Genomic DNA, 16,222 nt, shown 5'->3' with positions numbered 1-16,222 from the left:
GCTTGACCCTGGCCTCGCTAGAGGGAACCCCCTGCGGCGCTTGCTGGTCGGCTCAAAAGGACATCTCGTGGCGGTCCATGACAGCCTCCTTCGGTATCGGCGCAACGGTAGCGGGCCGACGTGGGTAGGCGAAGCGAATTAGGAGGCGGTGCGCTCGAGCCAAGCGGCGGCGGTGGTGCAGCGCTGGGCGATGGACGCGGGCGACTCGCCGTTGAGGACGGCGAAGGCGACCTGCTCGAGACCGAAGGTGCGGTACCAGACCCTGGCGCGGTCCATAGTGGACGAAGGCACCGCCGCGGCGATGGTGGGCCAGCCGTACCAACCCAGGCAGGCGACGTCGATGGCGGGGTCGAAGGGCTGGGCGAGGTCCCAGTCGAGCACGCCGATCAGACGGTGATCGGGCGACCAGTGCATGTTCTCGCCGGCCAGGTCGTTGTGCACGAGGGAAGGCGTGACGGGAGGCAGAGCCAAAGCGGCTGAGATGCGACGACGGGCGTCGGGGCGGACGGAAGAGGGCAGGCGAGGGATGACCTCGTCGAGCATGAGCGAAGGCCATCGGGAACCGCCGGCGTACTCGTGGGGCTCGCCGAGCAGGCCGTCCAGGTCGGCGAGGTCTATGCCCCGCAACGCATCCAACAGTCCGGCCAACGAAGCGGGGTCGACGGCGGTGCCACGGGGCAAGGCGGTTCCGGGCAGCCAGGAGAGGGCAACGGCTGTGTAGCCGGAGATCGAGACGACATCGGTCAACGGCGTGGGGACGGCGAAGGGTAGGTCCATGAGAGCCAAGCGCCGCAACAACTCCGTGCGCCGAGGCAACAACGACACGGCGGTGGGCTTGCGGGCGATGCGGACGACGGCGACGTCGGGGATCACCACGGCGTGGTGAGAACCGCCCTGGGAGACGAAAGCGCCGCGGAGGGACTGGCCGGGCAGCACGGCGGCGGCGACGTCGAGCAAGTCAGACATAAGAGGTGAGCAGCTCCTGGGTACGGGCGCTGAGCCGGGACATGCCGAGGCGGACGGCGATGGCGTGGGCCTCCCGGGCGTGGGCGAGGGCCTCGGCGCGAGGGAGCACGAGGGCGAGCTGGAAGTGACCCTGGGCGATATGCGGCACAAGACCGGCGGCGGCGTTGGAGGTGTTGGCGGCGCGGAAGTGGTCGGCGGCGACGGACGTCCGGCCGCAGCAGGCGGCGGCGAGCCCGAGGTAGAAGTGCACGGAACCGCCGGTGATCACGGCGTTGGAGCCGGTGGTCATGTGCAGCGCGGCGTACGGCAGCAGGCGCTCGTACGCGCCGGCGCAGGCCACCGTGTCACCGAGGGCGGCGCCCACCTGGGCGTACCCGCCGTAGACGGAGAGCCGGTACCACTCCTGCACCTGGGCCTCGGCGATCGGCGGCCAGGTGTCGAACTGCGCCCGCGCCCGGTCGAGGTCGCCGATCAGGCTGTAGAGACCGGCCAGCGTGAACCGGGTCATCAGCGACGAGCCGAAGCCGCGGACGATGGCGGCCACGGCGTCGCCGACCTGGTTGCTGGACGCCGCCGTGTAGTAGGCCCGGGTGATCTCGGTGCCGGCGTGGGCGTGTGGGTTGTCGCCGCGGTCGGCCAGCCGGCTCGCCCGGTCGAGCTGGGCGTCGGCGTCGGCGAACCGGCCCTGCCCCTGGGCGATCGCGGCCCGGCCGAGGCACAGGTGCCAGCGCACCAGCTGCCAATTGAGCCGAGTGGCCACTCGCTCGCACAGATCGAGCTCGCCTTCGGCCTCGTGCACGCGGCCGAGCTGCATGAACGCGTCGTACCTCCACAGGTGCCCCCAACACGCCGCCGCATCACCGGCCCGGACGGTCAGCGCAACGGCCCGGCGGCCGAGTTCGAGCCGCACCTCGGCGCCGGCGGGACCGGAGTGGGCGTGCTTGTGCGCCCGCAGGGCTTCGATCAGGGTCGTGGGGTCGTCGAGCCGTTCGGCCATGGCCAGCGCGGCACTGCTGGTGCGCATGGCCTCATCGGCGGCGTAGTCCGTGACCTCGATGACCGCGCGCATCGCCAGCAGTCTCGACCGCAGCACGCTGTCCTCGGCCGGGAGCTCGGCCAGGGCCTGCTCGCACCACGGCTTGATCGTACGCAACCAGATGGGGTCGGCCTGCTCCGGCATCACGAGCGCGGCCCGCGCCAGCGTGACGGGGTCGCTGGTGCGGCGGGCCAGTTCCGCTGCCTGCTCACTGGTCCGCTGGGCCAACGGGATGTCGTTGGCCAGGTACTGGGCGACCGCCTTGCCGATCAGCAGCTCGCCGTCGGGCCGGCCGAGCGCGGACAGGGCCTGGTCGAACAGCCGGGCGGCGTCTTCATAGGCGAACTGGCGCAACGATTCCTCGGCTGCCGCGGCGGCGGCCCTCGACGCCGCCAAGGGATCGCCCAGCGGCAGGGCGGCCAGGCGGTGGTGGGCGATCTGGGCCGGATGGCCGTCGCGGGCCTCGAAGTGCTCGGCGGCGCGGAGGTGGATGCGGGCCCGGTCGGTCGGGGCCAGGTCGAGCATGAGGCTGTCGCGCACGAGGTCGTGGGCGAAGCGGAACCCGGGCAGCACCGCGGCTATCGCGACGGCCTCGTCCAGCTCGGTCAGCGTGTCCTCGACGGTGACGCCGGAAACCGCCGCGACCGTCACCGGGTCGATGTCCACCGAGAGCACCGCGGCCGTGGCGAGCAGTGCTCGACAAGGCGGGAGAGCACGCTGAGGTACTGGCGGATCGCGTCCCGGGCGCCGGTCGGCACCTCGCTGATCGACGCCCGTGGATCGGCGCGCCGGAGCCGGCCGATTTCCCGGACGAACAACGGGTTCCCGCCGGTTCGGGTGGTGATCACCGCGGCCTCGGCTGGTTCGCAGGGGCGGCCGAGCTCGGCGGTCAGCTGCAAGGCGACCTCGTCGGCCGAGAGCCCGGGCAGCTCGAGGCGGATCGCCCCGCCGAGCCGGGTGATCTCGGCCAGGGTGTCGCGGGCCTGCCGCAACTCGTACGGCCGGTACGCCCCGACGAGCAGCAGCGGAACATCCCTTGCCCCGCGGGCAAGGTGGCTGAACAGCAGCAGCGACGCCGGGTCGGCCCAGTGCAGGTCGTCGAGCACGATCACCAGCCCGCCGGCGGCCATCCGGCCGACCAGCGCCGTGACCTCGTCGAACAGCGCGAAGCGCTCCTCGGCCGACCGTTCCGCGTCGGCCGGCCGCCCCAGCTCCGGCACGATCCGGCCGATCTTGTCGGCCGCCTCGCCCAGCACCTCGGCGGCCACACCGGCATCGGTCTCGGCCAGCCACTGCCGGAAGACCTGCCGCCACGGCCAGTACGCCGGCGCACCCTCCTCGGCCACGCCCTGACCCCGCAAAACCCTGATGCCACGCGAGAATTCGTCCAACAGCGTGCTCTTGCCGATGCCGGCGGCGCCTTCCAGCAGCACGACCGTCGTCCGGCCCGACAGGGCCTTGGCCCGCCACTCCCCCAGCATGGCCAGCTCGTGCCGCCGGCCGACCAGGGCCGTGGACACGACCGGCAGGTCCAGCTCCTCGTCGTTCTGGAGGATGGCCAGCTCCAGCCGCCGCAGCCCGGCACCGGGATCGATGCCCAGCTCGTCGGCCAGATACGCCCGCGTGCGCCGGAAGACGTCCAAGGCCTGGCCGGCCCGGCCGCTGCGGTAGAGCGCCAGCATCAGCTGCCCGACCAGCCGCTCCCGGGTCGGGTGGAGGTCGACGAGGCCCAGCAGCTCCTCGACGACGTCCCGATGCCCGCCGAGACCGAGCAACGCCTCGACCCGGTCCTCAACGGCCACCAGGCGCGTCTCCTCGACGCCGGAAGCGAGCAGGTCGCGGGTGCGATCCGAGGCGACGTCGGCCAGCACCGGGCCCCGCCACAGGCCCAGCGCCTCGTCCAGCAGCCCGAGCCGCGCCCGGTCGTCGGCGGTCTTGCGGGCCTGCGCAACCAGGGAAAGGAACCGGTGCACGTCGACCATGAGCGGGTCACAGCGCAGCAGGTAGCCGGTCCCGTGCGTCTCGATGTCCACGGGCAGCCGCGCCCGCAGGTCGGACACCGCCACGCGGACCGCATGGGCCGCGGAGCGCGGCGGGTCGTCGGGCCAGACCAGGACGATCAGCCGGTCGACCGTCACCACCCGGTTGGCTTCCCAGGCCAGCACGCCGAGCACCAGCCGTCGCTGCCGCGGTCCGAGCGCCACGAGCTCGTCGCCGACTTGGGCTTCGACCGTGCCCAGCACCCGGATCTGCACACTGTCCGTTTACCACACCTCAGCGAGGATTGATCGCCTCCACCGACCGGCCCGAGGTCCGCGGACCGAGCACCGCGATGTCCACGGCCACCAGTGCCAGCGCGGCCGCGACCACCGTGAACACGACGGCCGGACCGCCACTGCCCAGCAGCGGCAGCAGCACGAACGGCATCGCGCCGGTGGCCAGCCGGGACAGCGAGTACGTCCAGCCGGTGGCCGACGCACGCAGTTCCGTGGGGAAGATCTCGGCCTGATAGATGTGGTACGCGTTGGAGAAGATGTTGCTGACGGCAGTGAACGCGAAGCCGGCGGCCACGATGAGCGCGGGCGAGCCGGCCGTGGCGAAGAGGATGCCGACCACGGCCATCGCGAGCACCGAACCGATCACCAGGAACTTGCGCTCGACCCGGTGGATCAGCGGCACCGACAGCAGCGAGCCGATCGGGTAGCCGAGGAACGACAGCGCGGTGTACAGCAGCGAATGCTGCACGGTGAAGCCACGCGTGGCCAGCACGAGCACGGCGAGCGTGCCGAAGCCGTAGTAGCCGAAGGTCTGGAGCAGGTGGAACGCGCCGAGCATGACCATCCGGCCGCGGTAGGGCTGCTTGGCCAGTGCGGCGGTGGTCAGCGGCTGGCCCGGTTCGGCGGCCTTGGTCGCCGTGAACGGCGACGGGCTCGGCTGCCGGCGCAGCGGCTGGGCCTGCGCGAACTGCTGGTAGGCGGTCTCGGCCTCGTCGTACCGGCCCACGCTTTCCAGCCAGCGCGGCGACTCCGGCAGCCGGCGGCGCAGCACCAGCACGCCGATCGCGCCGGCCGCGCCGATGGCCAGCAGCCAGCGCCAGCCGTCGATGCCCAGCGGGGCCTTCGTGGCCAGGCCGAGGGACAGGAAGCCCAGCACCGGCACGGCCAGGAAGGAGCAGGTGTACGCCCAGGCGGCGAGCCGGCCGCGGGAACTGGCCGGCAGCACGTCGCTCAGGTACGTGTCCGAGACCGGGTACTCCGCACCGACGCCGATGCCGGCCAGGAAGCGGCAGACCACGACGATCACCGCGTTCGGGCTGAACGCGCCGAGCAGCGAGAACAGGGAGTACCAGAGCAGGCTGAACAGGAACAGCCGGCGGCGGCCGAGCTTGTCGGCCAGCCGGGACACGAAGAACGCGCCGACGAACATGCCGAGGAAGGCCGAGGCCAGCACGAGTGCGAGTCCACTGCCGGACAGGCCGAACTTCGAGGTGAGGGCAGTGCTGACGGTGCCGGCGAGGAACACCTCGTACATGTCGAAGAACAGCCCGAGGCCGACCGCGAGCACCACCCGCACGTGGGTCCGGGTCACCGGTAGGTCGTCCAACCGCTGGGCCACCCGGGTCCGGGCCGATCGTCCGTCGAGCATTTGACGCCTCCAACCACCACGATGTGATTACTTGGCCACCCAGTGACGGCGACCGTAAACCTCTTCATCCGGGCTCACAACCGCGGTCCCACCCCTGGACACCCCCTCTTGTGGCACATGCGCTCCGCACTTGCCTCCAGACGTCAAGTGCGGAGCGCATGTGCCACCGAACGGGCGGGGTGATTGAGGTGACAGTTCACGGGGGTGGAGGGCGGAGTAGCTTCATTGTGGTGAGTGCACCACATCGTGGTTACGGAGGTGGGGCCGTGGGGCCGATGAGCGGTATCCGGGTGCTGGAGCTGGGCAACTACATCGCGGCGCCGACCGCCGGCCGGCTGCTGGCCGACTTCGGCGCCGACGTGATCAAGGTGGAGCGGCCGGCCGGCGGCGACGAGCTGCGGCGGTGGCGGCTGGTCGACGGCGACACCTCGCTGCTGTACCGGACCATCAACCGCGGCAAGCGATCCGTCACGGTGGACCTGCGCAGCGACGTGGGCCGCAAGATCGCGCTGGAGCTGGCCGCGCAGTGCGACGTGGTGCTGGAGAACTTCCGGCCGGGCACGCTGGAGCGCTGGGGACTCGGACCGGACGACCTCAAGGCGGTGAAGCCGGACATCGTGCTGGTGCGGATCTCCGCCTACGGCCAGAACGGCCCGTACCGCGACCGGCCGGGCTTCGGCGCGATCGCCGAGGCGGTCGGCGGCCTGCGCGAGCTGACCGGTGACGCCGACCGGCTGCCGGCTCGTACGGGCGTCAGCCTGGCCGACTCGGTGGCCGGCCTGTACGCCGTGATCGGGGCGGTGATGTGCTTGCTACGCAAGGAAGGCGGCACCGTGGACGTCGCGCTGCACGAGGCGGTGTTCAGCCTGACTGAGTCGTTGCTGCCGGACTACGAGGCTTTCGGCGTGCGGCGGGAACGCCTCGGCGGCCGCATGGAGGGCGTCGCGCCGAGCAACGCCTATGCCTGCGCCGACGGCACGGTCATCATCGCCGGCAACGGGGATTCGATCTTCCGGCGGTTCATGGGCGTGATCGGCCGGCCGGACCTGGCCGACGACCCGCTGCTGGCCAGCAACGACGGCCGCTGGGCCCGTCGCGACGAGCTCGACTTCGCCATCGGCCAGTGGACCCGGCAGCACGACATCGCGTTCGTGCTGAACGCGCTGGAGGACGCGGGTGTGCCGGCCGGGCGGATCTACCAGGCGTCGGACATCGCGCGCGACCCGCAGTACCGGGCGCGCGGCATGGTGCAGCGGTTCGACGTGCCCGGGCTCGACTCGCCCGTCGGGTTCCCCGGTGTGGTGCCGAGGATCGACGACGAGACGGCCGAGATCCGTTCGCTGGGGCCGGATCTCGGTGCGCACACTCGTGAGGTGCTGGGCGGGCTGCTCGATTTCACCGCCGACCAGATCGACGGTCTCTACGCCGAGGAGGTGCTGTGAACGACGTCTTGGTGCGGGATGTGACATTGCGGGACGGCTTGCAGCTGGTGTCCACGCTCCTGCCGACCGCCGACAAGGTCGACCTCGTGCGATTCCTGCTGTCGTGTGGCCTGCCGACGTTGGAGATCGGCGCGGTCGTGCGGCGCGTGCCGACGATGGCCGACACGGTGGACGTCGTTGCCGCGCTGGACAGCTCGGAGTTGGATCGCTGCTGGGTGCTCGTGCCGAATGTGACAGGTGCTCGGCTGGCGGTTGAGGCCGGCGTGCGGCAGATTCAGTACGTGCTGTCCGTTTCACCGTCACACAACAAGGCCAACGTCGGCTGCGATGTCGAACAGAGCCTCGACGGCCTCGCCGCCGCCGTCGTGCTCGGGTCAAAGCACGGGGTGAGGGTGCAGTTGGCGCTGGCCACGGCTTTCACGTGTCCCTTCGAGGGCGCGACGCCGGAGGACGCCGTGCTGGCCGTTGTCTCGGACGCCCGAACCGCCGGCGTGGACAGCGTTGTCCTGTGCGACACCATCGGGCAGGCCGTGCCGGCTGACGTCACCAGCCTCACCGCGGCGGTATGCGCGGTGGCCGACGAGGTGTGGTTCCACGGGCATGACACGTGGGGTTTGGGCGTGGCCAACACTTTCGCCGCTATCGACGCCGGGGCCGTTGCCGTCGATGCGTCACTGGGTGGGCTCGGCGGCTGCCCGTTCGCGCCGGGGGCGAGTGGCAACACCGCCTTGGAGGACGTTGTCTACGCGCTGCGGCCTTCGTGGCTCAGCCAGGACGGATTCCGCCAGTTGGTGGCACGCGGGCGAGATCTGGTTGTGCAGCTCGGCGAGCCGTCACGGAGCCGGGCCGCCGAGGGTGCGGCGCGGTCGCCCGGCACGCACCCGTGGGCGCTCGGATGAGGATCGACCGGCTTGATCATCTGGTGCTCACCGTCGCCTCCATCGAGGCTTCCGTTGCCTTCTACACCGGCGTGTTGGGCATGGAGGCCGTCACTTTTCGCGGCGGCCGGACGGCGCTCGTGTTCGGATCTGCCAAGATCAACCTGCATGAGGCCGGGCGGGAGTTCACCCCCAGGGCCCGGCGGCCCACGCCCGGCAGCGCCGACCTGTGCTTCATCGTCGACGACCCCGTCGAGCACATCGTGCGTGAGCTAGGCTCGCTGATCGAGGAGGGGCCAGTGGAGCGAACCGGCGCCGGGGGCCCGATTGTGAGTATCTACCTCCGCGACCCCGACCAGAACCTCATCGAGCTCAGCAACCCCATCGAGTGACACTGCTTCGCCACATGCGCTTCCTATGTGGCACACAGCGCCAAGTAGGAAGCGCATGTGGCGAAGGAGGCGGCGGTGGGGCGGGAGGAGGGCTACTGGCCGCCGAGGAGGCGGGTAGCCTGTTGGGCGGCACGCACGACGAGGGGGCCCACTCGGCGCTCTGCTGGGTGGAGATGCGCATCGTCGGGCCGCTGATGCCCAAGGCCCCGACCAGCACCCGGCCCGGCCCGAACACGGGGGCCGATACGGACGCGGCGCCGGGGTCGCGTTCCTCGAACGTCACGGCGTAGCCCTGGTGCCGCGTCTGCGCCAGCAAGGCCCGCAGCAGCGCGGCGTCGGTTACCGTGGTGGTGGTGAACCGCTCCAACGCGCGGTCCAACACTGAGTCCACAATGGACTCGTCCCACGCCAGCAGGACCCGGCTGGCCGAGCCTGCGTGCAGCGGCATCAGCTTGCCGACGTACATCTCACGCCGGATGGCGTGGTACGTCTCGGCCATCGCCACGCAGACCCGGACGTCACCCTCCCGCCGGTACAGGCACGAGGTCTCCCCGGTGGCGTCCCGCAGCCACTCCAGCGCCGGGCGAACCACCTCGCTCACGTCCATGCCCGCCCCGGCCGGCGAGGCCCAGTAGCCGAAGCGCAGGCCGATCCGGTAGCGGTCGCCGTGCCGGTCGAGGAACTGCTCGGCCACCATGTTGGCCACCAGCCGCTGGCACGTGCTGGCCGGCAGCCCGGTCGCCTTGCGGATCTCCAGGAAGGTCAGCTCCGGCCGGTCCGGCGCGAACACCTCGATGATCTGCCGGATCTTGCCCAGCACCAGCAGCGGCCGGATCCCCCGCGGCAGCGCCCGCGGCCCGTCGTCGGCCTCCCCCGACACCAGCTCGTCGCCGATCTCGTCGGCGATGTCGTCCTGGTCGTCGAACTCGCTGCTCACGGCCGGGGATGATACCGGCTACGCGGTCAGGTCGAAGGCCGGCGTCGTCGGCACCACGCTCTCGATGGCGGCAACAGCTGCCCGTCCACGCTCGGCCAGAAATTGCTGTCCATGACAACAGTTGCAGCATACAATGGTCGTGGCCGAAGGAGATGAGGCGGATGTTCTCGGAGGCCCTGCTGATCACCGACAGCGAAGCAATGTCCGCTCCTTCTACAGCCGCGGCGGCCTGCCCTGCGAGGCGCCGGCCGCGGCGGAGACGCTGTGCCCGGACTGCCATCGCGGACCGGTGCAGGTCGTCCTCGCCCGGCAGACCGTGCTGACCGCCAAGTAGCCGAGCTAGGCCCGCCGCTCGTCCTTGGCAAGCAACAAGGCAACCCTGTTGCGTTAACCTGGGGACGTGGTCACAGCGGAGTTCCAGCGGGCGCGCCGGCCCGAGCACAAGGAGCAGCGGCGCGAGGCGATCCTGGCGGCGGCGCGGGTGCTGGCCACTCGGGACGGCGTGCGGACGGTGACCCTCGGGGACATCGCGGCCGAGGTCGGTGTGCACAAATCGGCGCTGCTGCGGTACTTCGAGACCCGCGAGGAGATCTACCTCCAGCTGACCGCCGAGGGCTGGCAGGAGTGGACCGAGGCGCTGCGGATTGCCCTGGCCGACGCCGAACCCACGCCGTCAGGAGGGTCGGCGGTGATCACGTCGACCCTGGCGGCCCGGCCGCTGTTCTGCGACCTGCTGGCCCACGCGCCGCTCAACCTGGAGCGGAACGTGTCACTGGAGACCGTGCGGGCGTTCAAGGTCGCCACGCTGGACCGGGTGGCCGCGATCAGCCAGCTGCTGAGCGACGCCCTGCCCGGACTGGGCCCGGACGGCGGACGCAAGGCCGTCGCTGCGGTGAGCTCGCTGGCCGCGACGTTCTGGCAGGTCTCGCATCCGCCGGAGACGTTGGCCCGGTTCTACGCCGAGCAGCCCGACGGCGGGCACTCCCTCACGGACTTCCCGCGCCGGCTGGAGGAGCTGACCACCGCCGTGCTCGCCGGACTGACGGCGTCAACCTGAGGTTGACTTCGGCCATGCGTCAACCTACGGTTGACGCATGCATCCGCTTCGTACGCTCGATCCGGCCGACGAGGACTTCAGCGACCTGGAACCGCTGCGGGAGATCGTCGGCGACGCCCGCGTGGTGGCCATCGGCGAGAGCGCGCACCGGACCCACGAGTTCTACGACCTGCGCCACCGGCTGACCCGATTCCTGGTGCGGGAGCTGGGTTTCGGGGCTTTTGTCATGGAGTCCGGCTTCGCCGAGGGGCTGGCCGTGAACTCGTGGATCAGCGACGGCGGTGACCTCGATGCCGTGCTGGAGCACGGGATCACCTACCACTTCGGCCGCTGCGAGGAGATGCGCGAGCACCTGCCGTGGCTGCGCGAGCACGGGGTTCGCTTCTACGGCATGGACATCTCCGGCTACAGCGCGTCGGCCGTCCCGGCGATCGAAGCCTGTCTACCGCTGCTGGACGAGGTCGATCCCGCCTATGCCAAGGTCGTTCGCGAGACCCTGCTGCCGCTGTTCGACTACCTGCCGACCGATCGCACCGGTCGGGCGTGGGCGGCCCCGGCGCTCCAGGCGTACATGGCTCTTGGCTCCGATCTGCGGTACGAGATCACCGCCCGGATCGGGTCGTTCGCCGAGCGGCTGCACACCATGCGGGTCGACTACGCCGCCAGCGCGGACCGCGACCGGGTCGAGCTGGCCCTGCACTGCGCGACCATGGCCCGCCACACCGACGCCTTCTGCGCCGCCATGCCCGAGGGGGCCACTCGCACATATCCCGGCGCCAACATCCGCGACTTCGCCATGGCCGAGACCGTGGAGTGGATCCTCAAGCGCGAGTCCCGGATTGTCATCACTGCCCACAACGGTCACGTGCAGCGGTGTCCGCTGTGGGCGCCACCGGTTATCAACGACAGGTTGACCACGGTCGGCCATCAGCTGACCCACGTGCTCGGCGACGAACTCGTGGTCATCGGCTCGGCCTTCGGCGGCGGCACCCTGGAGCTGTACCGTCCGCTGCTGGACGGCCCGCCCGGGCATGTCGAGGTGTTCAACGAGACCGTCGGACCGTTCGAACCGTCCACTGTGGACGCCGCGCTCGGCGGCCTGCCGTTGTCCCTCACCGACCTACGCCGTGAGCCCGTGGCCGCCACCCACATCATGAACGGCGCGGCGGCCCACCCCATCGAACCGAACGCCTTCGACGCCGTGGTCTACATCGACTCCGTCACGCCCTGGCACCGGCTTCCCGGCGCATGAGGCCCGTATGATGCCGATCAAGACCCGGCGAGCGAGGAGTGCGGATGGTCAGGGAGATCGCGCGGATCGAGGTGCCGGCGGGCCAGGAGGCCGGTTTCGAGGCCGGGTTCAAGGAGGCGAGGCCGCTGTTCGAGCGGGCAGCCGGCTGCCTCGGCGCGAGCCTGCACCGCGGGATCGAGAACCCGCAGCGCTATCTCCTGGTGGTGGAGTGGGAAACCGTGGAGCACCACACCGTCCAGTTCCGCGAGTCGGCGGACTTCGGCCGCTGGCGTGAGCTGGTCGGCGGGTACTTCGCGGCGACGCCGCAGGTGGAGCACGTCACCGAGGTGTGACGGGCATGCTGGGGATTTTCGCGGAACCGGCCCCGAAGTTGCCTACGGGCCGTGCTGCGTGAGCACTGGGGGCTGGCGGACGTCGAACTGGGTCCGCTGGACAGTGAGCGCGACCTGAACGTGCTGGTCGACGGCCGGTTCGTACTCAAGATCTCCAACCCCGCGGAGTCGGCCGACGTCGTGGACATGGAGACGCGGGCGCTGGCGCACGTGCGCGCGGCCGACCCGAGTCTGCTGGTGCCGGAGACCGTCGGCGAGATCGTCCGCGTCGGCGACGATTCCGGACGGGAGTGCCTGGCGCGGCTGATCACGCTGCTGCCCGGTGCACCACTGGAAGGCCGTCCGCTCGACCCCGACCTGGCGGCGCAGGTCGGCGCGATCGCCGGCCGGGTCTCCGTTGCGCTGCAAGGCTTCTTCCACCCGGCGGCCGGCCGGTCGCTGCTGTGGGACGTCCGGCGGACGCCGGACGTCGTGACGTCCGCCGGTATCGGCCAGGCCGAGCTGGTCGACCGGGTCCGGCCGGCGCTGGCCGCCACGGCAACGCTGCCGTCGGGGATCCAGCACGCCGATGTCACGTTGACCAATGTGCTGGCCGGCGACGGCGTCGTGACCGGCGTGATCGACTTCGGCGACATGCACCACACCGCGAAGGTGGCCGACCTGGCCGTGACGCTGGCCTCCGTGCTGCGCGGCACCGACGACGAGGACCACTTCTGGCGGCTGGCCGAAGCCGTGCTGCGCGGCTATCAGCGACAACAACTGTTGTCAACGGCCGAGGTGGCCGTGCTGGGCGAGCTGGTCATCGCCCGTCTGCTCACCACGCTGGCGGTGTCGGCGCTTCGCCGTGACACGCATGCCGACAACGTCCGCTACATCACCCAGTACGACAGGAGCAGTAGCCAGGCGTTGGAGTTCCTCGGCGCGCCGCCGGACGACCTCGCCGACCGCCTCGACCGCCTGGCCGGCACTCGCGATCTGACCAACGCCATCGCGCCGACGAGCCTGCCCCGGCGCAGGGCCGACGCCATGGGCGGCCCCCTGTCGCCGCTGTTCTACCGGCAGCCGCTCGAACTCGTACGGGGCGAGGGACCGTGGCTGTTCGCCCGGGACAGCACCCGCTACCTCGACGCCTACAACAACGTCGCCGTGATCGGCCACGCCCACCCGGCGGTCACCCGCGCCGTCGGGCGACAGCTGGCGGAGCTCAACACGCATTCGCGGTACCTGCACGCGGGCATCGTCGACCTGGCCGAACGCATCCTGGCCACCATGCCGGACCCGCTCGACACCATCCTGTTCACCACGTCCGGCACCGAGGCCAACGAGCTCGCGTGGCGGCTGGCCACCGAGTACACCGGCGCGACGGCGGCCGTGATCGCCGAGCACGCGTATCACGGGTCGTCGAAATGGCTGGCCGACCTGAGCTCGAACGAGTGGCCCGCCGGCTACCGCCCGGCGCATGTCGCCACGTTCGCGGCACCGCGCGGCGACGGCATGACGGAATCCGTTGGCGCGCACCGGATCTCGCTCGCCGTCCAGTCACTACGGACCGAACGACCGGCGCTGGTGCTGGCCGACTCGCAGTTCACGTCCGAGGGCATTCTCGACGTGCCCGGTGAGTTCGTCGCCGGCCTGGTCAACGGGGCTCACGCGGCCGGCGCGCTGTATCTGGCCGACGAAGTGCAGTCCGGCTACGGCCGCAGCGGCCCGCAGTTGTGGCGGTTCCTGCTCGCCGGCGTCACGCCCGACCTGGTGACGCTCGGCAAGCCGATGGGCGCGGGTTACCCCATCGGCGCGGTGGTGACCCGCCGCGAGATCGCCGATGTGCTGGCCAGCCGCTACGAATACTTCTCCACGTTCGCCGCGACGCCGGCCGCCGCCGCGGCCGGCCATGCCGTGCTCGATGTGCTCACGCTGACCGGACTGCCGGACCAAGCCGTCGCGATCGGCGAGCTGCTGCGGAACGGCTTGCGCGACTTGGCTTCCGAGTCCAAGCTGCTCGGCGAGGTCCGCGGCCTCGGCCTATTGGCCGGCGTCGACGTGACCTCCCGCAAAGCCGCCAAGGCATTGGTGTCCGAGCTCGTCAACCAGGGCGTCCTGGCCGGGAACACCGGGCCTCGCGGCGATGTCCTGAAGGTGCGACCGCCGCTGGTCTGGGAAGAGCGGCACGTGGCCTTGTTCCTGGCCGCGCTGCGCCGCGCGCTCAGCGCGATTGCCTAGTTCCCAGGTGGTCCAGCACGATCTTGTGCCGGAACTGGTAGTGCGCCCCGGACTGGCGCAGGACGCCGGCATCCCGCGCCACCTGGAGGAACCGAATCAGCCGCCAGGGCGTCAGCCTCAGCACGGCCAGCCAGGCGTGCCGCACCTGATAGGGCGGCCAGGCAAAGAACATCATCGCCCCGGTGACGCCGCCTGTGATGCCGCCACCGACGGCGGTCAGCACGATGAACAGCGGATCCGTGGACAGCACGGCAAAAGAGCTGGCCGTGACCGCCCCGACGAGCACCGCGAACATCAGGTAGCAGACGATGGACGACAGCCGGTCCCGGTTAAGCGCATCACGTGGCGTGGTGGCCCGCACGGTCGCCAGCACGACGTAAGACGTCATCATGCGCAACAGCAACGCCGCGATGGCCCCGACCGCCGCGCCGAAGATCAGCGACACCACCGCGCCCAGGCCGATCACGCCGAGCACGGCCGGTCGGGCGCCGGCGAACAATGTCGACAGGCTCCCCCACAACGCGACCACGCCCAGCGCCACCGCCCAGGCGATTGCCACGGTGACCATGCCCTCGGCCAGGCGTCGCACCTGTGTGCGCAGGTCCGCGTTGTCACGGAATCCCCCGCCGCCGGAACGAAGTTCCTGCGATCCACGCTTCCACACCAGCATGTACGCCGAACAGAACGTCAGTCCGAAAAGGACACCGAAGGCCGCGCCGACACCCACGCCGAGCGCGTTCGACCCGGCCAGCAACAGCAGCACCCCGTAGAGCGCGCCGGCCAGTACCCCGACCACCGCTTCCGTCAACAGAAAAGGGATGGCGCGGCCGAGCTCCCACCAGGCGAAGTCCTCGCGGCCGTCGCGCACCAGGTGCCGGGCCAGGAAGCGCAGCCAGCGCACGGCCCCGGGCAGCGTGAAGCGGATGAGCCGTTCGGGGCGGGCGTCCATGGCCGGACCGAGCACCGATGGCACGAAATCGCTGAGCAGCCGCTCCTGCAAACCGTCGCCCAGCTGCGCGTTTCCCTTGGGATACAACCGTTTCATCAGCCACGCGTTGAACGGGTTGCGCAGCACCCGCGCCGTCTCCGACGGCGCGCCGCCCTCCAGCTCCGCGACCACTTCCGGCCAGCGGTCGCGATCCGTGCCGGCCAGGTAGCGCACGACCGCGTCCCGGTCGAGCCGGCGCAGCTCGATCACCCAGGCGTTGTCGAACTCCGGCCCACCGGCCTCGACGGCCGCGTGATAGAGGTCGGTCCGACACACCACGACCAGCGGCGACCGATCGCCCAGGCTGCGGTCCAGCTCACGCAGCGCCGCCGGCAGCACCAGCGGCCCCACCTCGTCCACGCCGTCCAGGATCGGCACCAGCGCGTCACCGGCCAGCAGCGGCAGCGCGCCGGCGTAGTCCTTCTCGACCTGGTCGGCGATCCACTGCGACAGGTCGATTCCGGGTTCCCACAACGCGAACCGCAGCAGCACCGGGATGCTGCCCAACCCGGCCCGGTCGTTGATGAACTCCAGGGCGAGCCGGGCCGCGTACACCGTCTTGCCGGAGGCCGGCGCACCCAGGATCAGCAGCCGCCGCCGAGGCATGCCCCGCAGCGCGTCCACCAGCGTCGCCAGGTCACCCTCCGCCGGCACGTCCTCGCCGTGAACCGTGCGCCACCGGACGTCGAGCAGATCCCGCTTGACCTGCAACCGGTTCTGCTGCTGCTCGATCTCGGCCCGCACGCTGCCGCACAGCTGGTCGCCGGCCTGCTTGACGATCTCGGCCACGCCCGGCGCCGGCGCGGACTGGGCCTTGTTCTGCTTGAGCGTGTTGAACAGCGTGACCATGGCCGTGACCGTGCCGATCAGGGTCGACATCAGGGCCAGGTACTCGGTGCGCGGCCCGAACAGCACGAGCGACCACAGCACGACGGCCGTCACGGCCAGCACGACCGTCAGGTAGACCAGCAGGTGCTTCGATCCCCGACGTCTCGGCATGCGCCGATGATCTCAGACCGTGGCGGCAAGATGAGGGCGAATTGCCCGGTCCGTCGGACCCGGTTGCTACGCTGTCGC

Annotated in this window: 14 protein-coding genes; 8 read left to right on the top strand and 6 right to left on the bottom strand. The window is 70.8% G+C overall.

Annotated features, from left to right (window positions below):
- Window positions 1–138: 138 nt before the first annotated feature.
- Genes M3Q35_RS09975 through M3Q35_RS09960 form a run of 4 tightly spaced genes read right to left on the bottom strand, consistent with a single transcriptional unit; the run spans window position 139 to window position 5,647 of the window.
- Window positions 139–966 (bottom strand): aminoglycoside phosphotransferase family protein, encoded by an 828-nt coding sequence (locus M3Q35_RS09975; protein ID WP_273941388.1) that lies wholly within the window; start codon window positions 964–966, stop codon window positions 139–141.
- On the bottom strand, window positions 959–2,668 hold the full coding sequence (locus M3Q35_RS09970; RefSeq protein WP_273941387.1) for an ATP-binding protein: 1,710 nt from the start codon (window positions 2,666–2,668) through the stop codon (window positions 959–961). The genes M3Q35_RS09975 and M3Q35_RS09970 overlap by 8 nt, the downstream gene beginning before the upstream one ends.
- Window positions 2,650–4,257 (bottom strand): ATP-binding protein, encoded by a 1,608-nt coding sequence (locus M3Q35_RS09965; RefSeq protein ID WP_273941386.1) that lies wholly within the window; start codon window positions 4,255–4,257, stop codon window positions 2,650–2,652. The genes M3Q35_RS09970 and M3Q35_RS09965 overlap by 19 nt, the downstream gene beginning before the upstream one ends.
- 19 nt (window positions 4,258–4,276) lie before the next feature.
- Entirely contained in the window at window positions 4,277–5,647 is a 1,371-nt protein-coding gene (locus M3Q35_RS09960; RefSeq protein WP_273941385.1) for an MFS transporter, read from the bottom strand.
- 275 nt (window positions 5,648–5,922) lie between these two features.
- On the opposite strand from M3Q35_RS09960, the gene M3Q35_RS09955 reads away from it, so the two are divergent.
- Genes M3Q35_RS09955 through M3Q35_RS09945 form a run of 3 tightly spaced genes read left to right on the top strand, consistent with a single transcriptional unit; the run spans window position 5,923 to window position 8,359 of the window.
- The gene (locus M3Q35_RS09955; protein ID WP_273944298.1) at window positions 5,923–7,089 is read left to right on the top strand and encodes a CaiB/BaiF CoA transferase family protein; all 1,167 of its coding nucleotides are present in this window, start codon (window positions 5,923–5,925) and stop codon (window positions 7,087–7,089) included.
- On the top strand, window positions 7,086–7,988 hold the full coding sequence (locus tag M3Q35_RS09950) for a hydroxymethylglutaryl-CoA lyase (protein ID WP_273941384.1): 903 nt from the start codon (window positions 7,086–7,088) through the stop codon (window positions 7,986–7,988). Before M3Q35_RS09955 ends, M3Q35_RS09950 begins: the two co-directional genes overlap by 4 nt.
- Entirely contained in the window at window positions 7,985–8,359 is a 375-nt protein-coding gene (locus tag M3Q35_RS09945) for a VOC family protein (RefSeq protein WP_273941383.1), read from the top strand. Before M3Q35_RS09950 ends, M3Q35_RS09945 begins: the two co-directional genes overlap by 4 nt.
- On the opposite strand, the gene M3Q35_RS09940 is transcribed toward M3Q35_RS09945, so the two are convergent.
- A complete protein-coding gene (locus M3Q35_RS09940) occupies window positions 8,340–9,296 on the bottom strand; it encodes an IclR family transcriptional regulator (protein ID WP_273941382.1) in 957 nt (318 codons plus the stop codon). The genes M3Q35_RS09945 and M3Q35_RS09940 overlap by 20 nt on opposite strands.
- Before the next feature lie 139 nt (window positions 9,297–9,435).
- Between M3Q35_RS09940 and M3Q35_RS09935 the strand changes: the two genes are divergently transcribed.
- The 5 genes from M3Q35_RS09935 to M3Q35_RS09915 all read left to right on the top strand — a co-directional run bounded on the left by M3Q35_RS09935 (window position 9,436) and on the right by M3Q35_RS09915 (window position 14,157).
- Complete coding sequence (locus M3Q35_RS09935) at window positions 9,436–9,630, top strand: hypothetical protein (RefSeq protein ID WP_273941381.1); 195 nt, start codon at window positions 9,436–9,438, stop codon at window positions 9,628–9,630.
- A 66-nt stretch (window positions 9,631–9,696) separates the two neighbouring features.
- On the top strand, window positions 9,697–10,353 hold the full coding sequence (locus tag M3Q35_RS09930; protein WP_273941380.1) for a TetR/AcrR family transcriptional regulator: 657 nt from the start codon (window positions 9,697–9,699) through the stop codon (window positions 10,351–10,353).
- Window positions 10,354–10,390: 37 nt separating this feature from the next.
- Window positions 10,391–11,605: an erythromycin esterase family protein gene (locus M3Q35_RS09925; RefSeq protein WP_273941379.1), complete on the top strand. Its 1,215-nt coding sequence runs from the start codon at window positions 10,391–10,393 to the stop codon at window positions 11,603–11,605.
- Window positions 11,606–11,649: 44 nt separating this feature from the next.
- Complete coding sequence (locus M3Q35_RS09920) at window positions 11,650–11,937, top strand: antibiotic biosynthesis monooxygenase family protein (RefSeq protein ID WP_273941378.1); 288 nt, start codon at window positions 11,650–11,652, stop codon at window positions 11,935–11,937.
- 51 nt (window positions 11,938–11,988) lie between these two features.
- Window positions 11,989–14,157, top strand: a complete 2,169-nt coding sequence (locus M3Q35_RS09915; protein WP_273941377.1) for an aminotransferase class III-fold pyridoxal phosphate-dependent enzyme — start codon at window positions 11,989–11,991, stop codon at window positions 14,155–14,157.
- Here M3Q35_RS09915 and M3Q35_RS09910 read toward each other — a convergent pair.
- The gene (locus tag M3Q35_RS09910; protein WP_273941376.1) at window positions 14,141–16,144 is read right to left on the bottom strand and encodes an NACHT domain-containing protein; all 2,004 of its coding nucleotides are present in this window, start codon (window positions 16,142–16,144) and stop codon (window positions 14,141–14,143) included. The genes M3Q35_RS09915 and M3Q35_RS09910 overlap by 17 nt on opposite strands.
- Window positions 16,145–16,222: the final 78 nt, after the last annotated feature.

The organism is Kutzneria chonburiensis (genome assembly GCF_028622115.1).
Lineage (GTDB): Bacteria > Actinomycetota > Actinomycetes > Mycobacteriales > Pseudonocardiaceae > Kutzneria > Kutzneria chonburiensis.
This window is presented reverse-complemented; position numbering and strand designations above follow the sequence as displayed.

Bases quoted from the DNA above. Each gene is read 5' to 3' on its own strand.
- M3Q35_RS09920 (WP_273941378.1), top strand. From the start codon at position 11,650: ATGGTCAGGGAGATCGCGCGGATCGAGGTGCCGGCGGGCCAGGAGGCC.
- M3Q35_RS09960 (WP_273941385.1), bottom strand. From the start codon at position 5,647: ATGCTCGACGGACGATCGGCCCGGACCCGGGTGGCCCAGCGGTTGGAC.
- M3Q35_RS09925 (WP_273941379.1), top strand. From the start codon at position 10,391: ATGCATCCGCTTCGTACGCTCGATCCGGCCGACGAGGACTTCAGCGAC.
- M3Q35_RS09975 (WP_273941388.1), bottom strand. From the start codon at position 966: ATGTCTGACTTGCTCGACGTCGCCGCCGCCGTGCTGCCCGGCCAGTCC.
- M3Q35_RS09945 (WP_273941383.1), top strand. From the start codon at position 7,985: ATGAGGATCGACCGGCTTGATCATCTGGTGCTCACCGTCGCCTCCATC.
- M3Q35_RS09910 (WP_273941376.1), bottom strand. From the start codon at position 16,144: ATGCCGAGACGTCGGGGATCGAAGCACCTGCTGGTCTACCTGACGGTC.
- M3Q35_RS09955 (WP_273944298.1), top strand. From the start codon at position 5,923: ATGAGCGGTATCCGGGTGCTGGAGCTGGGCAACTACATCGCGGCGCCG.